Origin of the sequence: Anditalea andensis (assembly GCF_000714815.1) — a bacterium.
Lineage (GTDB): Bacteria > Bacteroidota > Bacteroidia > Cytophagales > Cyclobacteriaceae > Anditalea > Anditalea andensis.
This window is the reverse complement of record NZ_JMIH01000023.1, coordinates 426,126-447,111: the sequence shown is the minus strand read 5'-3', so window position 1 is coordinate 447,111 and position 20,986 is coordinate 426,126. Positions and strand designations below refer to the sequence as shown.

Here is a 20,986-nt window from a genome sequence, read left to right as displayed (position 1 = left end):
CCTGTAGGGTACCCTTGATTTATTTATAAAAAAATTTGTTTGGTTTATTGTCTTGTGATGGTTATGGCAGTGGCGAGATTTTCTACTATTCGATTATGTAGAGCCGAATTTCCATCTATCCCATCTGGTTCTATTTCAATAATGTTATCATTATTTTCATCTATGGCAGTGGTTAAGTTAACTCCATTAAACAAGGCATTGAGATTAACATTTAATAGTAATACTTGATCAGCATTAATGTTATAAGGACCTCCCGAAAGTTCCCTGGTTATTATTTGCTCTACATTAGTATAAAAATGCATGATTTTGCCATTTACAGTACCCGAGACAGCCAATGATCTGTTTTTCATTGGGTCATTATCGGTTAACTGAGCCCCTCTATCCATCCTCATGGTCATACGGTCATACTCATTATGATTTATTACTGCAGCACCTAAATCTTTTGGAGCGGTAGGCAGTCCAAAATTTAGTAAAGATATCTCTTTCACACTTCCATCACCTATGGTAATTCTATTGGTGGCATTGTTGCCCGTCAACACAATACCTATTTCACGTAATCTGATGGTTGCATTTAATAAATTTGCTCCAGATACTACTCCCGGAGAGGAGGTTTCACTGGTTATCTGTGTATTGGAATTCAAATTGATGGTAGATACCATTGATTCTTGTCCATCACTGCTGCAAGAGAAAAAGCCTAAAGTAGCAAGCGCCAAACAGGATAGTGTAAGGATATTTTTTTTCATGTGGTTATAATTTGTTTTTAAAGTTTACATACAATCAAGCATACTTGAAGATTATCTCGATGGGCAATCATTTTCGCGACGCTCGATTTAATGTATTTGTAATTGTTTATTTTATATACTAAAAGCGATGGAACCAATCTTTATGCCAATAAATAAAAAAAGTTACTTGCATGGGAATGAGTTTACGGATACAGAATATATTTCACTTATATTGACTTTAAAAAGTTATTAAATGCTAGTAAAAGGTTTATTTTACTTTATCTGGATATTAAAAATCTAGTAAATTTTTTAATTTATCTTTAAGTCTTCCTTCAGGAAGAAAGTTTTTCTCTAAACTAGAAGAGAAGGGTATAGGAGTGTCCAGGCTTCCTTCTCTCATCACCGGTGCATCGAGGTGTTCAAAACAGTGCTCACTTATCCAAGCCGAAATCTCTGCACCTATACCACCTGTAAGACAATCTTCATGCAGGATAATTACCTTACCTGTTTTTTTAACAGTCCCCGCTACTGTGTCTTTATCCCAAGGGAGTAGAGTCCGGAGGTCTACTATATCAGCATCTACTTCCATCTCTTCCACTGCTTTCCTTGCCCAGTGTACGCCCATACCATAAGTGACGATGCTCAGCTGCCCGCCTTCTCTAATCAGTTTTGCCTTACCTACTTCTACAGTATAATAATCATCCGGTATAATTTCACTTATTGACCTGTACATCACTTTATGTTCAAAAAAAAGATAGGGATTCGGGTCTTCTATAGCGGCATTTAGCAGGCCTTTAGCATCATAAGGATTGGACGGGTAGACGATTTTTAATCCTGGCGTATGGAAAAACCATGCTTCATTGGACTGGGAATGAAATGGGCCGGCGGCAACCCCAGCACCTGTGGGCATCCGGATGACCACATCGACATTTTGTCCCCATCTGTAATGGCTTTTTGCAAGGTTATTTACGATCTGGTTAAATCCACAGGTGACGAAATCGGCAAACTGCATTTCCACCATAGCTTTAAAACCTTTTATAGATAAACCCAGCGCGGTACCGATGATGGCACTTTCACAGAGAGGTGTATTTCTGACCCTCTGGTTCCCAAATTGGTCTACAAAACCGTCTGTGACTTTAAAGACACCGCCATAAGCACCTATGTCCTGACCCATGAGCACCAATTCAGGATATTTTTCCATACTCTGACGTAGACTGTCGCTGATGGCATCTACAAATCTTTTTTCGGTCTGCTTTTCTGTTTTTGGATATATGGTTTTTTGCTGAAATGGGTGGTACAGATCAATAAGCTCCGCTTCAGTATGGGGCAATGGGAGTTCCTCGGCAAAGGCGATCTCCAGTCCATCATTGATGTGGGATTTTATTCGACAATCGATCTCCTCCCATTTCTGAGGGGAAAGGATGCCTTCATCTATGAGGTATTTTTCATAATTGGTCACAGGATCTCTTTGGGTCCAGAGGTCAAAAAGGTGAGGGGGGACATATTTGGTCCCAGAAGCTTCCTCATGTCCGCGCATCCTGAAGGTCATTGCTTCCACCAAGACCGGCCTTGGATTGTGACGGATGTCTTCTGCCAGACACTTTACTGTATCATAAACTTCTAGGACATTGTTACCGTCAATCTTTACGGTCTCCATACCATAGCCTGGACCTTTGTCGATAAAATTTTTGAACCTGTATTGCTCTTCGCTCGGGGTGGATAAACCATAGCCGTTGTGCTCGATCATAAAGATTACAGGCAGCTGCCATACTGCTGCTACATTAAGTCCCTCATGAAAGTCTCCTTCCGAACTGGCACCATCACCACTGAATACTAGAGTCACATGTTGCTCATTGGATAGCTTGTTTGCCAAAGCTATCCCGTCGGCTATAGCCAGCTGGGGACCGAGATGGGATATCATCCCTATTATTTTATACTCGTTGGTACCGAAGTGAAAGGAGCGGTCACGACCTTTGGTAAAACCGGATGTTTTTCCCTGAAACTGTGCGAAGAGTCTAGCCAATGGTAACTTCCTTCCCGTAAAAACACCTAGATTGCGGTGCATGGGCAGGATATACTCCTTTGGGTCCAGGGCATTGACAGCACCTATTGAGATCGCTTCCTGTCCCCAGCCGCTAAACCATTTGGAGATTTTACCCTGCCGGAGCAGGATCAGCATTTTTTCTTCGATCCTTCTTGGCATTAAAAGCGATTCGTATAATTGGATCAGGGTTTTATCAGTATAGTCCTTCCGGTCAAAATTCATAACGGGGGATAAAGCATCGTAGGCCATTGGGTTATCTTTTAATAATCTCTCCAAATTAATGTTTCATTTAGAGCAAAGCAAACCTATGTTAAACTGAAATAAAATTTATAGATCATTTAAAATGTTGGAGAACTATCCGGTATCAAACAGTAGTTAAAAGGAATGGCAGAGATTTTTATAAAAAACATGGTTTGTCCACGCTGTATTATGGCGGTTAAAAATGCTTTGGAAAAGCAAAGTTTGGTATATGAAAAAGTAGAACTTGGAAAAGTTACTATACTCAAACCGCTATCGGCTACTGAAATAGCTGATTTAGACAAGCATCTGATACCACTGGGATTTGAAATCCTCTTAGACAAAGACATTCAAAAGATAGAAAGCGTAAAAAATCTGCTCAATGAACTGCTCCAAAATGAAATGCATGCCGGTATTAACCTGACATCCTATATAGCAGATAAGCTGCGGGAAGACTATAGCCGTCTGACTACGCTGTTTAGCAGCATGGAAGGCATAACGTTAGAAAAGTATTTCATCCACCTGAAAATAGAAAAGGCAAAAGAATTACTTTTTTACCGTGAACTTACCTTGAGTGAGATGGCCTGGAAGCTCGGATACAGCAGTGTGCAGCATCTTTCTACCCAGTTTAAAAAAGTGACGGGGATGACGCCATCGGAATACAAGAAACTGAAGGATAAGCCACGGATTGGGCTAGATAAAGTTTAATTTCTGATTTAGCTGATTCTGTATATTCCTAATAACTTGAAGGAAGGTATTCTTTTCCAAACGTATGGCTTTCCACTAAGATACCCGACCCTTTGAGTACACTTTTTCTAGGCTGGAAATACTAGCAAAAAACAATTTATATTACTTTAATAGAGGAATAAATTCAAACTGTTCCAAGTATGGCTTACTATCTATAGGAGGCCAGGAAACTGATATTCATGACTTCGCCCTGGGGAGTCCTTTGTTAATTATGTATTTTAATTCTGCCTGATTGGTGTAGAATAGAACTTAAGACTTTAAAAAAACAGCATTAATAAGTTTGACAATATTAAAGTCCTGCTGGTCTCCTTTGAAGGTCGAGAGGTACTCGATGGGTTTGTAGATGATTTTTTTTTCTCCACAGGATCGAATATGGAACTGGTACTTGATCGAGAGTTGAGGCTTTACACTTATTTGGGGGTTAAATCAGTACCAAGTAATTTTTGCTATAACGCTGAGAGGGCATTAATGACCAACTATCAGGGTAGGGTTAAAGTGGGGGTAGTGTTGTGTTTTTGGGGCATAAGTTCATTGTATATTTTGATTACCTGTCCTATTGCTTTTTATACATCCAGATCTTCGCTTTCCGCTTTCCTATATGCATACCGGTTACGGCATTAGGCCCAAACAAAGAGACCTATACATTACCTTGCCAGGTTATTTACAGACCATGCGACTATATGAATTATTTTCAGATAGGGCGCTAAACCTGACCTATTCACATCTTACCGGGCCATTATTTGAATACAAATCCAATGGAATCCACTTTACTCCGCAGCTTAGCCTGAATCAAAGTTTTGCCAATGGTAATTTGCGTAATGGCTCCATTGCGCATAATATCGGGTTTAAAACGATGGAAAAGGGTTATTTAGAGGCGTGTATGGAGATCCAAAACCTAATCAAATATAAATCCGGATTTGGATATCAGGGATTGGGTATCGGTGCATTTTATCGTTGGGGATTTATACAAATCCTGATTTTCGGGATACTATCTTGGTTAATTTAAGCTTCAAGGCTTCATTTTAATGATCCCAAAAATTCCCTGGATGACATCACCGCTAAGTTGTTTTTGCCAAAGCCTTTTTCTTGCTTGTCATGCTGATGCTGTCTGCCGGTTGTTTTAAGGCTAAATAATGCAGTAGCGTATTTTTAAATATAAAAACAGCGGTCGATATCGAAGGCAAATTGAGATGACAGCAGTGGTAAATTGCCTTATCCAAACCTGTGGCTTAAATCAAGATGATCTTTTCTTCCTTAATGGTTGATTAAAAAAAAGCCCCATCATTTGGTGGGGCTTTTTTTCAATAGCAGATATGATTAAATCATCTCTACACTTCTTCTCACGAATTCGGTCAAGTCTTTACCTTTCAGCATGCCCTGAGAAAGCATGGCCAGATCTACTGCCTGCTTGGCAAGTCGGGTCTGATCTTCTTCGTTTTCTGCTTTGAGGATCTTGTCCACTACTTTATGGTTTCCGTTGATGGCTACTTTGTAGTGATCAGGAAGCTGTCCGTAGAAGCCCATGCCTCCGCCGGTCTGTGCCATGTCCTTCATTCTTCTCATGAATTCCTCCATGGTAATGGTCACCGGAAGCTCATCTGGGTTCAGTCCCTCTACTTCCACAGAGAAGCTTTTATTGTCTAAAGCCTTTTCAAAGACCTCTTTCACTTTGGTGCTTTGTTCTTCGGTCAATACATTGGCAAAACTCTCTTCTTTATTGATCAGCTTATCCGCTACATCTGCATCCACTCTTTTAAGACTAGTCTTTTCAAGCTTTTGCTCCAGCTGCTGGATGAAGTGGCTGTCAATAGGACTGTCCATTACCAGCACATCATAATCCTTCTTATTGGCTGACTGGATGAAGGAATCCTGCTTATCTGTATCTGTGGCATAAAGGAAGATGGTCTGCTCGTCCTTATCAGTTTGTGTTGGCTTTACCTTCTCTTTATACTCCTCGATAGTAAAGAATTCCCCTCTGGTATTTTTAACTAAAGCAAAGTCTTTACCTTTTTCGTAAAACTTATCTTCACTGATCATACCGTATTTTACGAAAAGACCGATGTCGTTCCACTTTTCTTCATAGCCTTTTCTGTCCTTCTTGTAAAGCTCACCCAACTTATCTGCTACTTTTTTAGTGATGTAGTTGTTGATCTTCTTCACATTGCTGTCTGCCTGAAGGAAACTTCTGGATACGTTTAACGGGATATCCGGAGAGTCGATCACACCGTGTAGGAGCATCAGGAATTCAGGAACGATATCTTTTACCTCATCTGTGATGAATACCTGACGGCTGAAAAGTTTGATTTTATTCTTCTGAAGTTCAAATTCATTCTTCACCTTAGGGAAATATAGCACCCCCGTTAGGTTAAATGGATAGTCTACATTCAAGTGGATCCAGAAAAGAGGATCTTCGCTCATAGGGTAAAGTTCCTTATAGAAAGATAAGTAATCCTCATCAGTTAATTCGTTTGGAGACTTCGTCCAGATGGGAGAGGTGGTGTTGATGATGTTGTCAGATTCTACAGACTTGTATTTGGTCTTGCCTTCTTCATCTTTCCCGTCTTCTACACTGTCTGTTTTGGTTCCAAATTTAATCGGAACAGGTAAAAATTTACAGTATTTATCTAGGATGCCCTGAAGTTTCCACTTATCTAAAAACTCTTCGGATTCTTCATTGATGTGAAGGATAACTTCAGTTCCCCTCTCTGTGCGCGTACCTTCTGAAATTTCAAACTGGGTACTTCCGTCACAGATCCATTTGGCAGATTCAGCGCCTTCCTGATACGAGAGCGAATTGATTTCCACGGTATGGGCCACCATAAAGGCAGAATAAAAGCCGAGACCGAACTTACCGATGATCTCATTGGCATCTTTGGCATCCTTGAATTTCTCTACAAATTCAGCAGCTCCCGAAAAAGCGATCTGGTTGATGTATTTTTTGATTTCTTCTGCGGTCATCCCCAGTCCTCTGTCAGAAATGGTGATGGTTTTTTTCTCTTTATCAAAACTTACCTCTACCGTAGTGTCACCCAGGTCGCCGGTATACTGACCTAATGTCGCTAACCGCTTCATCTTTTGGGTGGCATCCACCGAGTTGGACACCAGTTCCCTTAGGAAGATTTCATTGTCAGAATATAAAAATTTCTTGATAATCGGGAAAATATTCTCGGTATGTATCGAGATGGTACCTTTTTCCTGCATGGCTATAGTATAGTTTTAATTGTTTTACAATATTGACTTAAATAGATTAACAAGGGCTGTTCCAAAGGATTTTTGATGTCAAAATGGCAGTTGGATTTAAGGATGGAGATTTTTGATATTATGATTAAATCCAATATAAGAATTTAAAAATCCTAAATCATCCATTTAATAATTGGAAGAATATATCTAAATTTAAGGTAAACATAAAAATCCATCACTATGGCCTACTACCACAGGTTAGGGAAGATCCCACCCAAGCGACATATACAGTTCAGACAGCCGGACGACAGTCTTTATAAGGAAGAGCTGGTAAGTTCCAAAGGATTTTCCGGAATCTACTCCAATTTATACCATATAAATAATCCTAATAATATTAAATCTATAGGTGAGCCTATTCCCTATAAGTGGGATATAGCTGAAGGTTATGGCCTAAAACAAACCCATCTTAATACCTCTACCATTACTAATACAGGTAAAGATTACCTTGGCGCACGGAAAATTTTGCTTAAAAACAATGATGTCATGATGGGCATCTGTGTGCCCGAAGAGAGGAAGATGAATTATTTCTTTAAGAACGCTGATGGTGATGAACTGATCTATGTCCATGATGGAGTGGGGGTCATGTACTCCCAGTTTGGGAAATTAAATGTGACAAAAGGGGATTATATAGTCATCCCAAGGACTACTATATATAGGTTCGAATGGAATTTTGGGCCCCTTCGCTTATTAGTAATAGAATCCAAGGGGCCTATTGAAACAGTAAAAAGGTATAGAAATGAAGTGGGACAGCTGTTGGAACATTCTCCATACAGTGAAAGAGATATCCATCCTCCGACTGATATACATCTGGAGGAGAAGAAAGGGGATTATCTGGTACAGATTAAAAAGCAGGATATGCTTCACCAGTATACATATGGCCATAGCCCGTGTGATATAGTAGGATGGGATGGGTATCTTTACCCTTATACCCTTTCAATACATGATTTTGAACCCATTACCGGGCGTATCCACCAGCCGCCGCCGGTGCATCAGACTTTCCAGGCAGGTGGATTTGTAATCTGTTCCTTTGTGCCCAGACTATTTGATTATCATCCGCTCTCCATCCCGGCTCCCTATAACCACAGCAATATCGACTCTGATGAAGTCCTATATTATGCAGAAGGGGAGTTTATGAGTAGGAAAGGAATAGATAGGGGTTCATTTACGCTCCATATGGGTGGGCTGCCTCATGGCCCTCATCCGGGAACAGTCGAAAAAAGCCTTGGTGCTGAAAAAACGGAGGAATATGCAGTCATGCTGGATACGTTTAACTCTCTGTACGTTACTACTGCGGCATTGGAATATGTAGATGAAAATTATCCCAAAAGCTGGTCTGAATGATATTATCCTATACCCTTGAAAGAAATTCAAGGGTATAGGATAATCTTCTACATTATTTCCCATTACCAAAAGAAGCTCTTAGCCATTGATATTCCATATCATGAGATCTTTCCTTTCTACAAATATTCCTGTGGTGTAGGTATTTAATGTATAAGAATTCAATACTTTGTTTTGTTAGAAAATCTATTGGTCAAATAATGACATAATAGGCTGACCTGTAGCCCCTCCGGGAAGGCTTATGTTTAAAAGCATAGATAATGTTGGGGCCAAATTGGTGATCGTACAATACTCCATGCTTTGACCCTGGGGTATGTTCCAGCCAAAGAATATTAAAGGGACATGTGTATTATAATTATATCCAGTATTGTGGGTAGTTCCTAAATAATCAATGTTTAGCCATCCCGGTTCTAATATCAGCATGACATCACCAGAGGATTTATGGTTAAATCCCAGTTGAAGATCCTTCGCACTTCCATTCGTATAATTTTGTCGTTTGAGATCAGTGGCAGTATAAGCATGTTTTACGCCTTCATATTGCAGCATTCGGTTAGCAATATAAGTTTGGATCTCACTCATGTCTATACCTTTTTCATCAGCTAATCGTGAATTAATATAAAACTGCTCGTTACTGAAATCAGAAACCCAACCTCCTAATCGATTTCGATAAGCTTTAAATTCTTGATAGGGAATCATTGCCATTATTGCTAGATATAGAAATGATAGTATAACTAAATACTTTTTTTGGAACAAATAAGGACGGGAGTACCGGAAATAAAAGAGGCATGCTATATAGCAAGCTGTTATGACAATACCTAGCAACAGCATTTTTTCAACGTTGAAGGGAAGACCGAATTTTTCATTTAGCGAGGTCGTAATATCATCTATAATGATCTGCTTGTTCAATCTACCGGAAGGGACCTGCTCGCTTCCCAGGTATTCCACCAAATCAGCCATGCCATGGTCAGAGGTCATAAAGACCAAATATTCATTTTTTCCATATTGCATGTCCATATATTGTAAGAAATTTTCTAAATCTCGATCCACCCTTAAATAGGTGTCTTCAGTTTCTACAGCAGTGGGGCCAAATTTGTGGCCTATGAAATCGGTACTTGACAAGCTGAGGGCTAAAAAATCCACTTCTTGGCCTTTACCCAGATTTTCTCCCTCAAGAGCTGCATAGGCCATGTCAAAGGTCAAAGAATTGCCAAATGGGGTAGTCATGATCATATTCATTCCTCCATTCTTTTCTTTTAAAGTAGAAAGGTCATATGGGAAATTTGATGATTTTAGTCCTTTGAACTTACCTTCAAACTCAAAGGCGTCTTCAACACTTTGTATGTATGTTTCTATAGGGTAAAGGGTGTTCCAGGTTTGAGATAAATATCTTTGGGTAAGTTGTAAGGAATTAAAATGATGTACCCAGCTAGGGAGTGTGTCCATATAATAGGTAGAGGTCATAAACTCTCCCGATTGGCCGTCCATCCAGAGTGCATTTCCCAAATGACCAGCAGAAAACACTGCTCCCCTTTCCTTTAAAGAAATGGATACTACTTTGGATCGATTATTGGTCGACAGACGTAGTTCATCCGTTATGGTGGTTGATTTAAGGTTTTGAGGGCTTATATGACCGTATCTGGCACTTCCCCCTACATTTGAATACTTTTGGTCTTCTGCGCTATAAATAGATTTTCCAAGGGGCTTTACAAACCAGTCATTAGCGATAATCCCATGGACTGAAGGAGTGGCGCCGGTGTAGATAGATGCATGCCCTGGAGCTGTCAAAGTGGGAATATAATTGATGTGGGTATTTGACATCATATACCCATCATTCATCAATCTCTTAAATCCTCCTTCGGTAAACCTATCATAGTATTTATATAAATATTCATGCCTCATGCCATCTACTATTATCCCTACCACTAGTTTGGGTTTATCAGGAGTTTGAGCATAGCTGATGCGGAAGCAAAGGAAAAATAAAAAAATAATAATCCCCAGATGTCTTAATTTCATAAGCTTAGTGATTGTTGATTCATATATTTATTGTGTAATATGATCCTTGAGAGGATCAATGGCCACAGGATTGGTTCCCGCTTTTATCTATAGGCCTAAATCTGAGGATCTTTCTTAATAAAAGGGGGTTTCTGTTCAACAACCCTTCTGTATCGGGCCCACCTGCTCTAAAAGTATGGTATTCATTTTTGTATATATAATCTACCTCCTTTGGGTGTGCGATAGATACCCTTTGTTTTAAATCAAAAAAGGTAATCAATTGATTGTTATTTATTGATTTTTGTAAGACAGGATCAGAGGTGTGAGTTATTTCAACCAAATCTTTTTGATAGTCAAATAGCTGAAAAGCTGGTGTCATAAAGAAATGGTTGGATATACCTCCCTCTGTTCTTAAATTTGAAAACATGGCAAAAGAATTTTCCGTTTTTAGACCTAAATAAGGACTCATCCCATTTATAATAACCAATATTGGTATAATAGCGAGAGAAACATAAGGTAAACCCAAAAGCTTGCGACGAGTATCATACTTTTGAATAGGACTTTTTCTGATAGCTATTAGATAGAATACTATAAATGTACAACTATAGGCTGCCCATAATAGCAATACATAATCTTTCATCACAAATTGGATGAGTAAGACGACTATAAGTCCTCCCAATATGAGGGAAGTAATCAAGGTGAAATTGTAGAAATTAAAAACACTCAGGCCGTTTTTTATAAGAGTTATTTTGTCTGCTATATTTTGTTTAATTTCATTAAGGTGCTGCAGTGTATTACTGATTTTTATAGTGAAACGATCGTCTGCAAATAAAAAGTAAAGGGCAAAAATCATCGATGAAAAATCATAAAAACCATTATAACTGCTATAAGCTATGACATTATGAAAACATAGTCCAATCAAAACACCTGTGTTTCTGGTTTTTCTAAATACCAATAACAAAGGAATCAAAAGCTCAATGAAGATGGTAAAGTATGCGTTAATGGCATAAAAAGCTGGAGATAATGGCAATAGGGACATTCCTCGGGTTTCTTTCATCAGCATGGTGGCACAGCTCACATCGATATTGAAAAAATCATAATTCAGTTTGTGGAAAACCACAAAAAAGTACAGTATCAATAACTGAATCCTTACTACCGGAGCAAATGTTTCGTAAAGATCTCCACGATTAATTTCAAAGGATCGGGTATTAAAAATATGAACCAGCAGTGCCTGCAATATCGTCGCACTCACAAATGCCGTAAATATCCAATGGTTACTTACCAAAGGCATATGAATGAATATAACCAGTAGCTGTAGCAAAAGGAATATAGTAAAACGTAATATGGATTTCGGCTTAAATAAGAGAAAAACCCCAGATAAAGTTAAGATAAACATCGAAAAATCGCTGTCCATTTCCCTGTTTTTGATCAGGTGAAAGAAAGTGGCTATTACATATAAAATACAAAAAATCTGATACCTCTCTATGGATATTGAAGTATGAGCTTCCCTATTGACATTTTTAATGTTATCGTATTGATGAGCCGTTATTTCCATATAAACATTTGATTTTAATTAGCTTAAGATGCTGAAGGATAAAAATGATTTGTATAAGGGTTGGTACAGGGGGCGGTATAAGGATTGTACGGGCCCAGGTAATATACTGTCTTGGTCTCATCCATCTTATTTATAAAAAAATCAGTGGACAAGAGGTAGTTTTGAGTCAGGTGAGTAACGATGGTGGATTTTTCTGCTCGGACATTAAAAAGATGGAAAGCTTTCATCTTTAATTCATATGATATTCCCTCGCTGTTTTTTTTAAGGTATTCGTGGAGATATTGGTCCACTCCATCCCCATCTAGATTTAAATAATTGAATTCTTGATGAAGCACTCCTTTTGCAGCATCAAATAAAGAAGTAGAGGTGAGGCCTATGGTAGGTATAGCCATTGCAGCTGCCCCGATTCCGGTTATGGTTAAAAATTTTCGACGGTTCATATATTCTAAATTTTAAAAAGACCTATCTGCGGCCATCATGGAAAGCGCTGATAAGGTCAAAGTAGGATTAGAAGGTGAATAAGTAGTAAAAGCGCCACTGCCCAAGACAAATAAGTTTCTGTATTGATGATGTAAAAGATTTTTGTCCACCACACCTGTTTCCGGGGTAAGGCTCATTCTAGTAGACCCCAAAATGTGGGATTCCGTGGGGTGTAGTGCAGAATATTCAATTTTTTCTACAGGTAAGCACGAGAGTACGTCTGGTAGGACCTTTTTCATATTTTCAATGCCTTTAAGGGCATATTCTGATACTCCATTAAAATGTACAGCTGGTTTCAATTTATCGGAAGTAAGGGAAACATGATTTTCGTTTTCTGGAAGATTTTCAAAGATCATTCTAAAGCGGGCCTGATGCCTCCATTTCCCCCTTTCAAAACGTATATATGGGGTATTGTTGGCTTCCATCAGACAGGCTGCAAATTCTTTTCGATGATTACCATCATAAAGCATGTATCCATTGGCGTTTACCTTGGTACTTCCACCTACACAATCTAAATCATGAAGGTCAACTCTTGCCTCCAAAGAGATTTGCTCTCCGATACCTTTTCCGGTCAAAGGATTGTCATCCCCTGAGTTAAGCAGGATGTGGGCATTGAAAATGGCATTGGCTCCCAGTGCATATACTTCCGCCATAGCTGTTTTTTCTATGCCATCATGTATATAATGTATGCTGTTAATACTGTCATGTGCTGCCCCCAAAGCATGCACCTGTGCGCCATAAACCAGTTCTACTCTAGGGTCGCTGTATATGTCTCTCAGCCCATTTTCAATAGTGAACTTTGCGTTGACAGGACAGATGGAGCAGACTGCACTGGCACAGCATGCACCTCTTCCATTTATCGGTATACTGGCTCTCGCTGTGGGTGGATGCACGTATAGGTTTCCGTAGTGATTGTGCAGTATATTGTCTACGGTACTGAATATATGAGGAGGCAATGGGTAAGCAGAATGTTTAGGATAGGGTGGATTAGAAGCGCCTGAGATGGACATGATGCCTTCTACTGCGGTATAATATGGGTCTAATTCATCGTATTGTATGGGCCAGTCCGCAGCTACTCCATAGAGTGATTGCATTTTAAAATCAGAAGGCATAAACCGTGGAGTACATCCATGCCAGCAGTTGGAGCTTCCACCGAATCCGGTCTGGAATTCCCATTGCTTATTATCTGTAGCATTTAAAAAAGTAGCATTGTTGCTTTGATTGGGGTTAGCAATAAAGTTTTCCTCTCCTCTTTGTGCTTTTAGCCGTTCAGTATGTGGGTAAAGATACCCTCTTTCCAATACTAGAATCTTGGCATGCGTAGGCGCTTTTTCCAAATATTGCTTCAAAAAGAAGGATGAAGCAAAGCTGGACCCTACCATAATCAGATCAAATCTATTATCATTCATTTATACCAATAGTAATTAGTAAGGAAATATGAACCTTTTTATACAATAAATTTACTTCCCAATATGAAGATATCGTTAATGTTTAGCTGGTGATCTTGCCTAGTTTGTTTTAACACATTATTATAAAAGAAATCTGAATGGAAATAATATATCAGACTCAATTTCGGCAGATTCACTTGCTAAAATAAATACATGTGGGTAATGTTCATCTTAAAAATAGGGTACATATTCTAAGATAATCCCATGTTGCAAAGATAGTGAAAATTTAATCAAAATACTTTACCTGTATCGTTATGATTTTCCTATGTTTATGAAATTTTATGTAATTATGAAATAATAAAATTGTGTTTTACATACATATAAATACTGTTTAATACTGCTGTATTTAATCTCAAATGTCATTATAAACAGTATATCACTGTTTTATATCACTAATGGGTAAGATAGGGCTTCCTGAAGCTCCGTTTGGCAAACGGATCCCTAGCATCATGCTCAGTGTAGGTGCGATATCAGTGATGGTACAGTATGCAGCGCTTTCTCCCTGGGGGACATTCCAGCCATAAAAAATTACAGGGACATGCGTATCATAATTAAATCCGGTTCCATGTGTAGTTCCTTTCCAGGTACTTGAAAGCCATCCTGGTTCTAATACCATCATTACATCTCCAGATGCTTTGTGGTTAAACCCCATCTGGAGCAAGTGTTTTCTGCCTTCGGTATAACTCATTCGCTTTAAATCACTGGCTGTATAGGCTTCCTTGATTCCATCAAAACGGAGTACAAATTCTGCTAGGTCTTTTTGCATTTCTTCTAGGTCAAGGCCTTTTTCTTTGGCAAGATCCTTATTCAGGTAGATCTGCTCATTGGAGACGTTGGAGATCCATTCACCTTCTCCGTACATCTGGTTGGTAAATCCTTTAAGTTGTGTAGTAATAAACCTGCTATTCAATCTACCTGCGGGCACATTTTCGCTTTGCATATACTCCACTATCTCCGCCACGCCGTGGTCTGCCGTTAAGAAAACGAGGTATTCATTTTCTCCATAGGTACTATCTAGGTAGTTAAGAAACTTTTCCAGTTCTAGATCCAACCGAAGGTAGTTGTCTTCCAGTTCTACTGAAGTGGGGCCAAATTTGTGGCCGATATAGTCCGGAGAAGAAAAGCTGACAGCCAGAAAGTCTGTTTCATCACCCATCCCTAACTGTTCCCCTTCTATAGCTGCATAAGCCATATCTAAGGTGAGAGAATTTCCAAAGGGAGTGGTGGATATCAGACCAAGCCCCCCGTTGGATTCCATCAGATCTGGCAGATGATAAGGGAAATCTGTAGTTTCTTTTCCGGTAAAGGTGCCTTCAAAATCATTGGTATCTTCTATGCTTTGGATGTAGGAATCTATAGGGTAGAGGGTTTGCCATGATTGGGATAGGTATGCTTCTGGGAGCCTACGATTGTTAAATTCCTTTACCCAGTCGGGAAGTTCATTATAATAATAAGTAGAGGTCATAAATTCTCCTGTGGAAGCGTCAAACCAGTATGCATCTCCCAGGTGCCCAGCTGGTAATGCTGCGCCCCGATCTTTGATGGCTACGCCTACCACCTTTGATCTTTTGTTAGAAGAAAATCTTAACTCATCAGTTATTGTAGTAGTTAACATATTCCTGGGGCTGATCTGGCCGCTATTTAAGCTTCCTCCTACATTGGAGACAGTGCTGTCACCGGCGCAGTAAATTGTCCCGTTTAGTTTTCTCACAAACCAATCATTACCGATGATACCATGAGTAGATGGTGTGGTCCCAGTGTATACTGATGCATGCCCTGGACCTGTATAGGTAGGGATATAATTATAATGCGCATTTTTCATCATATACCCTTCACGTACCAGTCTGTTGAATCCTCCATCCGCATATCTTTCTTGAAATTTATAAATATATTCCTGCCGCATCTGGTCCACTACTATCCCCACTACGATTTTTGGTTTAGGAGCACCTGTCTGTGCCGTAGCATGATGGATGGTTAGTACGCTTACAATTATTAAAAAGAGAGATGAAATTTTCATTATGCTGTATTTTTTTAAATCATGCAAAGATAAACAATCCATATAAATATGCCTGTCTTGTTGACTTACTTTGCTTTTGGGGGCGCAAGAATGGTCTAGGTGGTAAATTCTACCCTTTAGAAGGTAATATTCTGTTAACAAGCTTTAAAATTGAATGATTGTAATTTAAACTTATAAATAGCATTTTTGTATAATGTTCATAAGAGGCAGTATATTGCCTCACAGACTATTATCTAGTATTACTGCATTGATAAATAGTATGCATTATAATAATACTTATGGTTATATCGTTGACTTAAAACTTTATAAAATATGTCTTATCCACATATAAACAAATTGTTATTTATTTTACTGTTCTTATTTACCATGGGTGTTCAGGCCCAATCTTTTTTTGATGATGGCCTGAATGCTGATTTTCATAAAGAACGTAGAGCAGCTTTGAGAGCCATCATGCCGGAAAATTCTGTGGCAGTATTTTTTTCAAATCCAGTCAAGAACAGGTCCAACGATGTGGATTTTATCTATCACCCCAATACTGATTTATTTTACCTTACTGGTTTCAGAGAGCCTAATGCCACCCTTTTAATTTTTAGCTCTGAGAGAACGATTGGTGAAATCCGTACGGATGAACTCTTTTTTGTGCAGCCCCGGGATGAAAATGCAGAGATGTGGAACGGCAAGAGACTGGGAACGGAAGGTGTAAAGGATAAGCTAGCCTTTTCTCATGTCTATCTTAACAATGAGTTTGATGCTTTTCCAGGATTAAATTTTAGTGTCTTTGATAAAATACTTACTTTTTCTCTCAAAGATATAGAAGAAAGCCCTAGTAATAAGCCTCTAAATGCTATGAGGACCGCTTTTATAAAATCTTCTGACTATCCCCAAAATGCCGATGAGGTGACCGTTGAGCTATATGAACTAATAAGAGCTACAGATCTAGAAAATGCTGCCAATGTAGCACAGGTGATAGGTAAATACAGACAATATTATACATCTGTAGAAAATGATGAAGTGCTTAATGATTTTTTGGATGCAGACACCCCGGAAAAAAGAATAGCTCTAAAGGAACGTCTTCCAAAATCAAAAGTCGAAATTGGTACCTTAGGTAATATGATGGATCATCTAAGGGAATCCAAAACTCCAGAAGAGATGACCATGTTACGGAAAGCCATTCAGATATCAGCCATAGGACAGGTGGAAGTGATGAAAGCCCTTAAACCAGGAATGTCGGAAAGGGAAGTGCAGGGGATCCATGAATTTGTTTACAAAAGATATGGTGCAGAAGGGATAGGATATCCTTCCATCGTAGGAGCTGAGCATAATGGATGTATATTACATTATATAGAAAATGATAAAAGGGATATAGATAAGAGATTGATTCTGATGGATCTGGGTGCCGAATACAGAGGGTATACTGCTGATGTAACCAGAACGATCCCGATATCCGGGAAATATAACGAAGAGGAAAAGGCAATTTATGACCTTGTGTATAAGGCCCAGGAAGCAGGGTTTAATAAATGTAGAGCAGGAGGGGAATTCAGTGACATCAATAAAGAGGCCCAGCGCATTATAAATGAAGGCCTGATTTCACTTGGGATTATCAAAAGAGGTCAGAGGCATAAATATTTTCCACATGGTACCAGCCACCATCTGGGATTGGATGTGCATGACCGTGGTACCTACGGAGTCCTCAAAGAGGGTATGGTACTGACTGTTGAGCCTGGTATATATATCCCTGAAGGCAGTGATTGTGATCCAAAGTGGTGGGGAATCGCCGTCAGGATTGAAGATGATGTTTTGATTACCAGCGATGGATATGAAAATTTATCTTCCTTAGCCCCGAGGAGCAGTGATGAGATAGAAAGCATGATGGCAAATCCGAGCATCTTAGAGCAGTGGGTGCTTCCGGAACTTGATTAAAAATTCTAAAACGTAGCCCCAGCTCAAAGTATGGGCTGGGGCTACGTTTGCAGATATATATTCAGGATTCGGCCGTTCAGGTTAATTTTTTAAGCCTTATAAATACCTTAAAAAAAAGTATTCCCGGTATTTCCCTCATAACAATTTTAATTTTTTGTTAAAGGAAAATCAGTGTCCATGACATCTTTTCGTCACTTATTTTCTGAGCCTATTATAAATCCTGGTAGTAAATCTTGGCCTATCTTCCGTGATGCTGAAATCATCTTCACTGATTCTTTTAACACTTTCGATGGTATAGAATGCCTTGTTATTACAGGATTTTACTTTTGAAATAAAGTCTTTCAAAGAATCTCTTTTCATCACTGTGAAAAGTAGGTTTACCTTTCCGAATCTTCCTTCAGCTCCTACACTGGTAAACCTATAATTACGCTCCTTCATATATTCTATAAGTTCGGGCATGGGCTCAGGAGTGATTACCCTCACCAGTACCCGGCCCAGGGCTAGTTTCTCCTCAAACATCATCCCTACATATGTACCCATACCAAATCCCCCGGCATAAGCTATGTAGGACATCGGATTATTAATATTCTGCAATATCTGTCCTATAGCCAGCAGCCAAATCAAAGCTTCAAAAAATCCCAAAAAAGGAGCGACGTTTTTTTTACCGCTCAGCACAAACATTACCCTCAGGGTGGAGATGGATACATCTGTGACCCTTGCCATAAAGATCAGTAAGGGCATTATCACATACGAAAAAACATCTGGGCTAATGCCTAAGGATACTATGAAATCTTGCATTATCTTTAATATTTGATGGCAAAGGTAAAAACCTTTATCTGTAAGGGAAAATAAAACCTATCCTTTTATATCCTTACTGCCCTTCCCACCCGGGTGGCCAGAAACAAAAACACTGCCGATGCCGCCATCATTAATCCTAAAAACAGCCTCCAGTCTGCAAATATATCTATCAGGATTCCTATGATAAGTGGACCAATTGCTGCTAAAAAATACCCTATAGATTGGGCCATACCTGAAAGTGAAGCGGTCGTTTTATCACTATAGGTCCGGAGTCCTATAAGGGTATAAGCTAAGCTGATGCTGGAGCCCAGGCACAACCCTATGACTGTGAGTCCGCTATAAAGGATGATCTTGCTTTCAAAAAACAAAGCAGTAAACCCTAAAAGATACCCGATACCCAGTAGTGCACCCAGCACGACCTGATCTTTAAATTTCACGGCAATAAGAGGCGCGAGGAATGAACCTCCAAGACCTACTATCTGGATACCGGAAAGGATATATCCGGATTGAGAAGCAGTGAAATTTCTGTCCATCAGCATATCTGGCAGCCATGTGATCAAGGAAAAGAATATCAGGGATTGAACACCCATAAATATGGATACCTGCCAGGCCAGTCTGGATTTCCAAATATTGACAGGTATATCAGTTTCAGCTCCTGTCAGTACAGGTATTTTATGTTTTTTGATCTGTGGAAGCCAGAACAATATACCCATAAGGATGAGCAGCATCCAAAACAGTAAAGATCCCCTCCATCCAAATGCAGGGATTTTTGCTAATGGAATACTTACTCCTGAGGCTACTGCTGCCATTAAAGTCATACCCGTGGTATACATACTGGTCATGAGTCCTATTTTATGGGGGAGTTTAACTTTGATAAAAGGGATCAAGAGTACATTTCCTATGACGATACCTATACCGGTAAGTGCTGTCCCAAAAAACAGGAAAAATGTACCTCCCATTACCCTGATTAAAGTGCCCAAACCAATAATGACCATACCCAAAAGGATGGCCCGCGCATTGCCCAGTTTTCTTCCTATAGCAGAAGAAAAAAGAGAAAATGTAGCAAAGGTCAATAAGGGCAAAGTCGTCAGAAATCCTGCCCAGGCATTAGAGAGATCCAAATCCTCCCTGATCAGAGGTAAAAGAGGACCTACTGCCGTGATAGAGGGTCTGAGATTAAACGAAATTATAATTATACCCAGTATCAAAAGTGTATTACTGGGGGATTTTTGCTCAGAAATGGTCATCTAGTGATCTAACTATTGATGTGTATCAGATCTGCTACGCATGCTACCCATTTATCATTACTGTTGAGAGATGGTACAAGATCCCATGTTTGCCCTCCCAATTCTATAAACTGCTCTTTATATTCTTGCCCAACCTCTACCGTAGTTTCCAGACAGTCAGCTACAAAAGCAGGCGAAAAAACCAAGACTTTCTTCCTCCCATTATCTGCCAGTTCTTTGATGACATCATCAGTATAAGGTTTGATCCAGGGGTCGTTTCCCAATCTGGACTGAAAGCATGTTTGTACTTTTTCTTTAGGCAAGCTGAGTTTTTCAGACAACAAACGTGTCGTATAGAATGACTGTGCCCGATAGCAAAACTGGTTTTTCTTATTATAACTTGCACAGCATTTGTCATTTAGTTGGCAGTAATTGTCACATGATCCCTTTTTGATTTGCCTCTCAGGCAACCCATGGTAGGAAAATAGAAAAGTGTCATACTCTTCTTTCTCCATATATTTTTCACCCAACTCTTCCCATGCTTCAAGAAACAATGGGTGGTCCACAAAATTATTCACAAAAGTAATGTGAGGGATGATTTGCCAGGTCCTTGCTATTTCCATCACTTTATCCACTACCGACCCATTAGAAGCAGAAGCGTATTGGGGGAAAAGGGGTATGACTATGATTTTGCCGACATTGGCTGCTTTTAGTTTTGCAAGTCCATCTTCTATACTTGGCGTCTGATATCTCATCGCCATTTCTATGATGTATGTATCGGAAGATAGCTTTTCTCTTACTTTATCTCTAAGGTCTTCTGTATGAAATAGGAGCGGAGAACCTCTATCTGTCCATAGTTTTCTATACTCTTTAGCAGATTTGGGCGCTCTAAATGGAGCTATGATCAGATTCACCAACAGCCATCTTGAAAACGCCGGTATATCGATGACCCTTCCGTCCATCAAAAATTCTCTCAAATATTTCCTGACATCGGGTGTAGAAGTGCTATCAGGTGTTCCAAGATTTACTAAGAGGACACCGATTTTAGCCTTAAATTTATTCATAATGGGGTTTTAAGCTGATTTAGAAACCAACCCAAAAGTACGTCCTTATGTTAACATAGGCAATAAAATTAATCAGGAATAGGGCTGGCCATTTTTTAGGGCAGTTATATATTATAAAGTTAACCACCATTTCCAGTACATAGGTAGGTGCAAGGCCA

The 20,986-nt window shown here is 39.4% G+C and carries 15 protein-coding genes; 4 read left to right on the top strand and 11 right to left on the bottom strand.

Annotation, left to right across the window (positions count from 1 at the left end):
• Positions 1–44: 44 nt before the first annotated feature.
• Positions 45–743, bottom strand: a complete 699-nt coding sequence (locus EL17_RS16470) for a hypothetical protein (protein WP_035076453.1) — start codon at positions 741–743, stop codon at positions 45–47.
• 268 nt (positions 744–1,011) lie between these two features.
• Entirely contained in the window at positions 1,012–3,015 is a 2,004-nt protein-coding gene (locus tag EL17_RS16465) for an alpha-ketoacid dehydrogenase subunit alpha/beta (RefSeq protein ID WP_035076451.1), read from the bottom strand.
• Between the two features lie 135 nt (positions 3,016–3,150).
• On the opposite strand from EL17_RS16465, the gene EL17_RS16460 reads away from it, so the two are divergent.
• Together EL17_RS16460 and EL17_RS16455 are read left to right on the top strand one after the other, a co-directional pair.
• Positions 3,151–3,711, top strand: a complete 561-nt coding sequence (locus EL17_RS16460) for a helix-turn-helix domain-containing protein (protein ID WP_035076449.1) — start codon at positions 3,151–3,153, stop codon at positions 3,709–3,711.
• Between the two features lie 637 nt (positions 3,712–4,348).
• Positions 4,349–4,756, top strand: coding sequence for a hypothetical protein (locus EL17_RS16455; RefSeq protein ID WP_035076447.1), 408 nt, complete (start codon positions 4,349–4,351; stop codon positions 4,754–4,756).
• 311 nt (positions 4,757–5,067) lie between these two features.
• Here the strand turns inward: EL17_RS16455 and htpG are convergent, their stop codons facing one another.
• A complete protein-coding gene (gene htpG / locus EL17_RS16450; RefSeq protein ID WP_035076445.1) occupies positions 5,068–6,951 on the bottom strand; it encodes a molecular chaperone HtpG in 1,884 nt (627 codons plus the stop codon).
• A gap of 219 nt (positions 6,952–7,170) precedes the next feature.
• Between htpG and EL17_RS16445 the strand changes: the two genes are divergently transcribed.
• On the top strand, positions 7,171–8,331 hold the full coding sequence (locus tag EL17_RS16445; RefSeq protein WP_035076443.1) for a homogentisate 1,2-dioxygenase: 1,161 nt from the start codon (positions 7,171–7,173) through the stop codon (positions 8,329–8,331).
• Between the two features lie 183 nt (positions 8,332–8,514).
• Here the strand turns inward: EL17_RS16445 and EL17_RS16440 are convergent, their stop codons facing one another.
• The 5 genes from EL17_RS16440 to pafA form a co-directional block, all read right to left on the bottom strand.
• Positions 8,515–10,341, bottom strand: coding sequence for an alkaline phosphatase family protein (locus tag EL17_RS16440; RefSeq protein WP_035076441.1), 1,827 nt, complete (start codon positions 10,339–10,341; stop codon positions 8,515–8,517).
• Between the two features lie 55 nt (positions 10,342–10,396).
• Positions 10,397–11,875 (bottom strand): hypothetical protein, encoded by a 1,479-nt coding sequence (locus EL17_RS16435; RefSeq protein ID WP_035076439.1) that lies wholly within the window; start codon positions 11,873–11,875, stop codon positions 10,397–10,399.
• Positions 11,876–11,898: 23 nt separating this feature from the next.
• Positions 11,899–12,315 carry a hypothetical protein gene (locus EL17_RS16430; RefSeq protein ID WP_035076437.1) on the bottom strand — a complete coding sequence of 139 codons (417 nt, stop codon included), beginning with the start codon at positions 12,313–12,315 and terminating at the stop codon, positions 11,899–11,901.
• Between the two features lie 12 nt (positions 12,316–12,327).
• Complete coding sequence (locus tag EL17_RS16425; RefSeq protein WP_035076435.1) at positions 12,328–13,764, bottom strand: GMC oxidoreductase; 1,437 nt, start codon at positions 13,762–13,764, stop codon at positions 12,328–12,330.
• A 415-nt stretch (positions 13,765–14,179) separates the two neighbouring features.
• The gene (pafA, locus tag EL17_RS16420) at positions 14,180–15,820 is read right to left on the bottom strand and encodes an alkaline phosphatase PafA (protein WP_035076433.1); all 1,641 of its coding nucleotides are present in this window, start codon (positions 15,818–15,820) and stop codon (positions 14,180–14,182) included.
• 312 nt (positions 15,821–16,132) lie between these two features.
• Here pafA and EL17_RS16415 point away from each other — a divergent pair, with 312 nt between their 5' ends.
• Positions 16,133–17,740 carry an aminopeptidase P N-terminal domain-containing protein gene (locus EL17_RS16415; RefSeq protein WP_035076431.1) on the top strand — a complete coding sequence of 536 codons (1,608 nt, stop codon included), beginning with the start codon at positions 16,133–16,135 and terminating at the stop codon, positions 17,738–17,740.
• A gap of 195 nt (positions 17,741–17,935) precedes the next feature.
• On the opposite strand, the gene EL17_RS16410 is transcribed toward EL17_RS16415, so the two are convergent.
• The 3 genes from EL17_RS16410 to hemH all read right to left on the bottom strand — a co-directional run bounded on the left by EL17_RS16410 (position 17,936) and on the right by hemH (position 20,828).
• Complete coding sequence (locus EL17_RS16410; protein WP_035076429.1) at positions 17,936–18,538, bottom strand: DUF2179 domain-containing protein; 603 nt, start codon at positions 18,536–18,538, stop codon at positions 17,936–17,938.
• A 65-nt stretch (positions 18,539–18,603) separates the two neighbouring features.
• Complete coding sequence (locus tag EL17_RS16405; RefSeq protein WP_051720048.1) at positions 18,604–19,785, bottom strand: CynX/NimT family MFS transporter; 1,182 nt, start codon at positions 19,783–19,785, stop codon at positions 18,604–18,606.
• Positions 19,786–19,793: 8 nt separating this feature from the next.
• Entirely contained in the window at positions 19,794–20,828 is a 1,035-nt protein-coding gene (hemH, locus tag EL17_RS16400) for a ferrochelatase (protein WP_035076427.1), read from the bottom strand.
• Between the last annotated feature and the right edge of the window lie 158 nt (positions 20,829–20,986).

What these genes read in the sequence shown, in the direction of transcription:
- EL17_RS16470 (WP_035076453.1), bottom strand. Translation starts at nt 743, where the DNA reads ATGAAAAAAAATATCCTTACACTATCCTGTTTGGCGCTTGCTACTTTA.
- EL17_RS16465 (WP_035076451.1), bottom strand. Translation starts at nt 3,015, where the DNA reads ATGGCCTACGATGCTTTATCCCCCGTTATGAATTTTGACCGGAAGGAC.
- EL17_RS16460 (WP_035076449.1), top strand. Translation starts at nt 3,151, where the DNA reads ATGGCAGAGATTTTTATAAAAAACATGGTTTGTCCACGCTGTATTATG.
- EL17_RS16455 (WP_035076447.1), top strand. Translation starts at nt 4,349, where the DNA reads ATGCATACCGGTTACGGCATTAGGCCCAAACAAAGAGACCTATACATT.
- htpG (WP_035076445.1), bottom strand. Translation starts at nt 6,951, where the DNA reads ATGCAGGAAAAAGGTACCATCTCGATACATACCGAGAATATTTTCCCG.
- EL17_RS16445 (WP_035076443.1), top strand. Translation starts at nt 7,171, where the DNA reads ATGGCCTACTACCACAGGTTAGGGAAGATCCCACCCAAGCGACATATA.
- EL17_RS16440 (WP_035076441.1), bottom strand. Translation starts at nt 10,341, where the DNA reads ATGAAATTAAGACATCTGGGGATTATTATTTTTTTATTTTTCCTTTGC.
- EL17_RS16435 (WP_035076439.1), bottom strand. Translation starts at nt 11,875, where the DNA reads ATGGAAATAACGGCTCATCAATACGATAACATTAAAAATGTCAATAGG.
- EL17_RS16430 (WP_035076437.1), bottom strand. Translation starts at nt 12,315, where the DNA reads ATGAACCGTCGAAAATTTTTAACCATAACCGGAATCGGGGCAGCTGCA.
- EL17_RS16425 (WP_035076435.1), bottom strand. Translation starts at nt 13,764, where the DNA reads ATGAATGATAATAGATTTGATCTGATTATGGTAGGGTCCAGCTTTGCT.
- pafA (WP_035076433.1), bottom strand. Translation starts at nt 15,820, where the DNA reads ATGAAAATTTCATCTCTCTTTTTAATAATTGTAAGCGTACTAACCATC.
- EL17_RS16415 (WP_035076431.1), top strand. Translation starts at nt 16,133, where the DNA reads ATGTCTTATCCACATATAAACAAATTGTTATTTATTTTACTGTTCTTA.
- EL17_RS16410 (WP_035076429.1), bottom strand. Translation starts at nt 18,538, where the DNA reads ATGCAAGATTTCATAGTATCCTTAGGCATTAGCCCAGATGTTTTTTCG.
- EL17_RS16405 (WP_051720048.1), bottom strand. Translation starts at nt 19,785, where the DNA reads ATGACCATTTCTGAGCAAAAATCCCCCAGTAATACACTTTTGATACTG.
- hemH (WP_035076427.1), bottom strand. Translation starts at nt 20,828, where the DNA reads ATGAATAAATTTAAGGCTAAAATCGGTGTCCTCTTAGTAAATCTTGGA.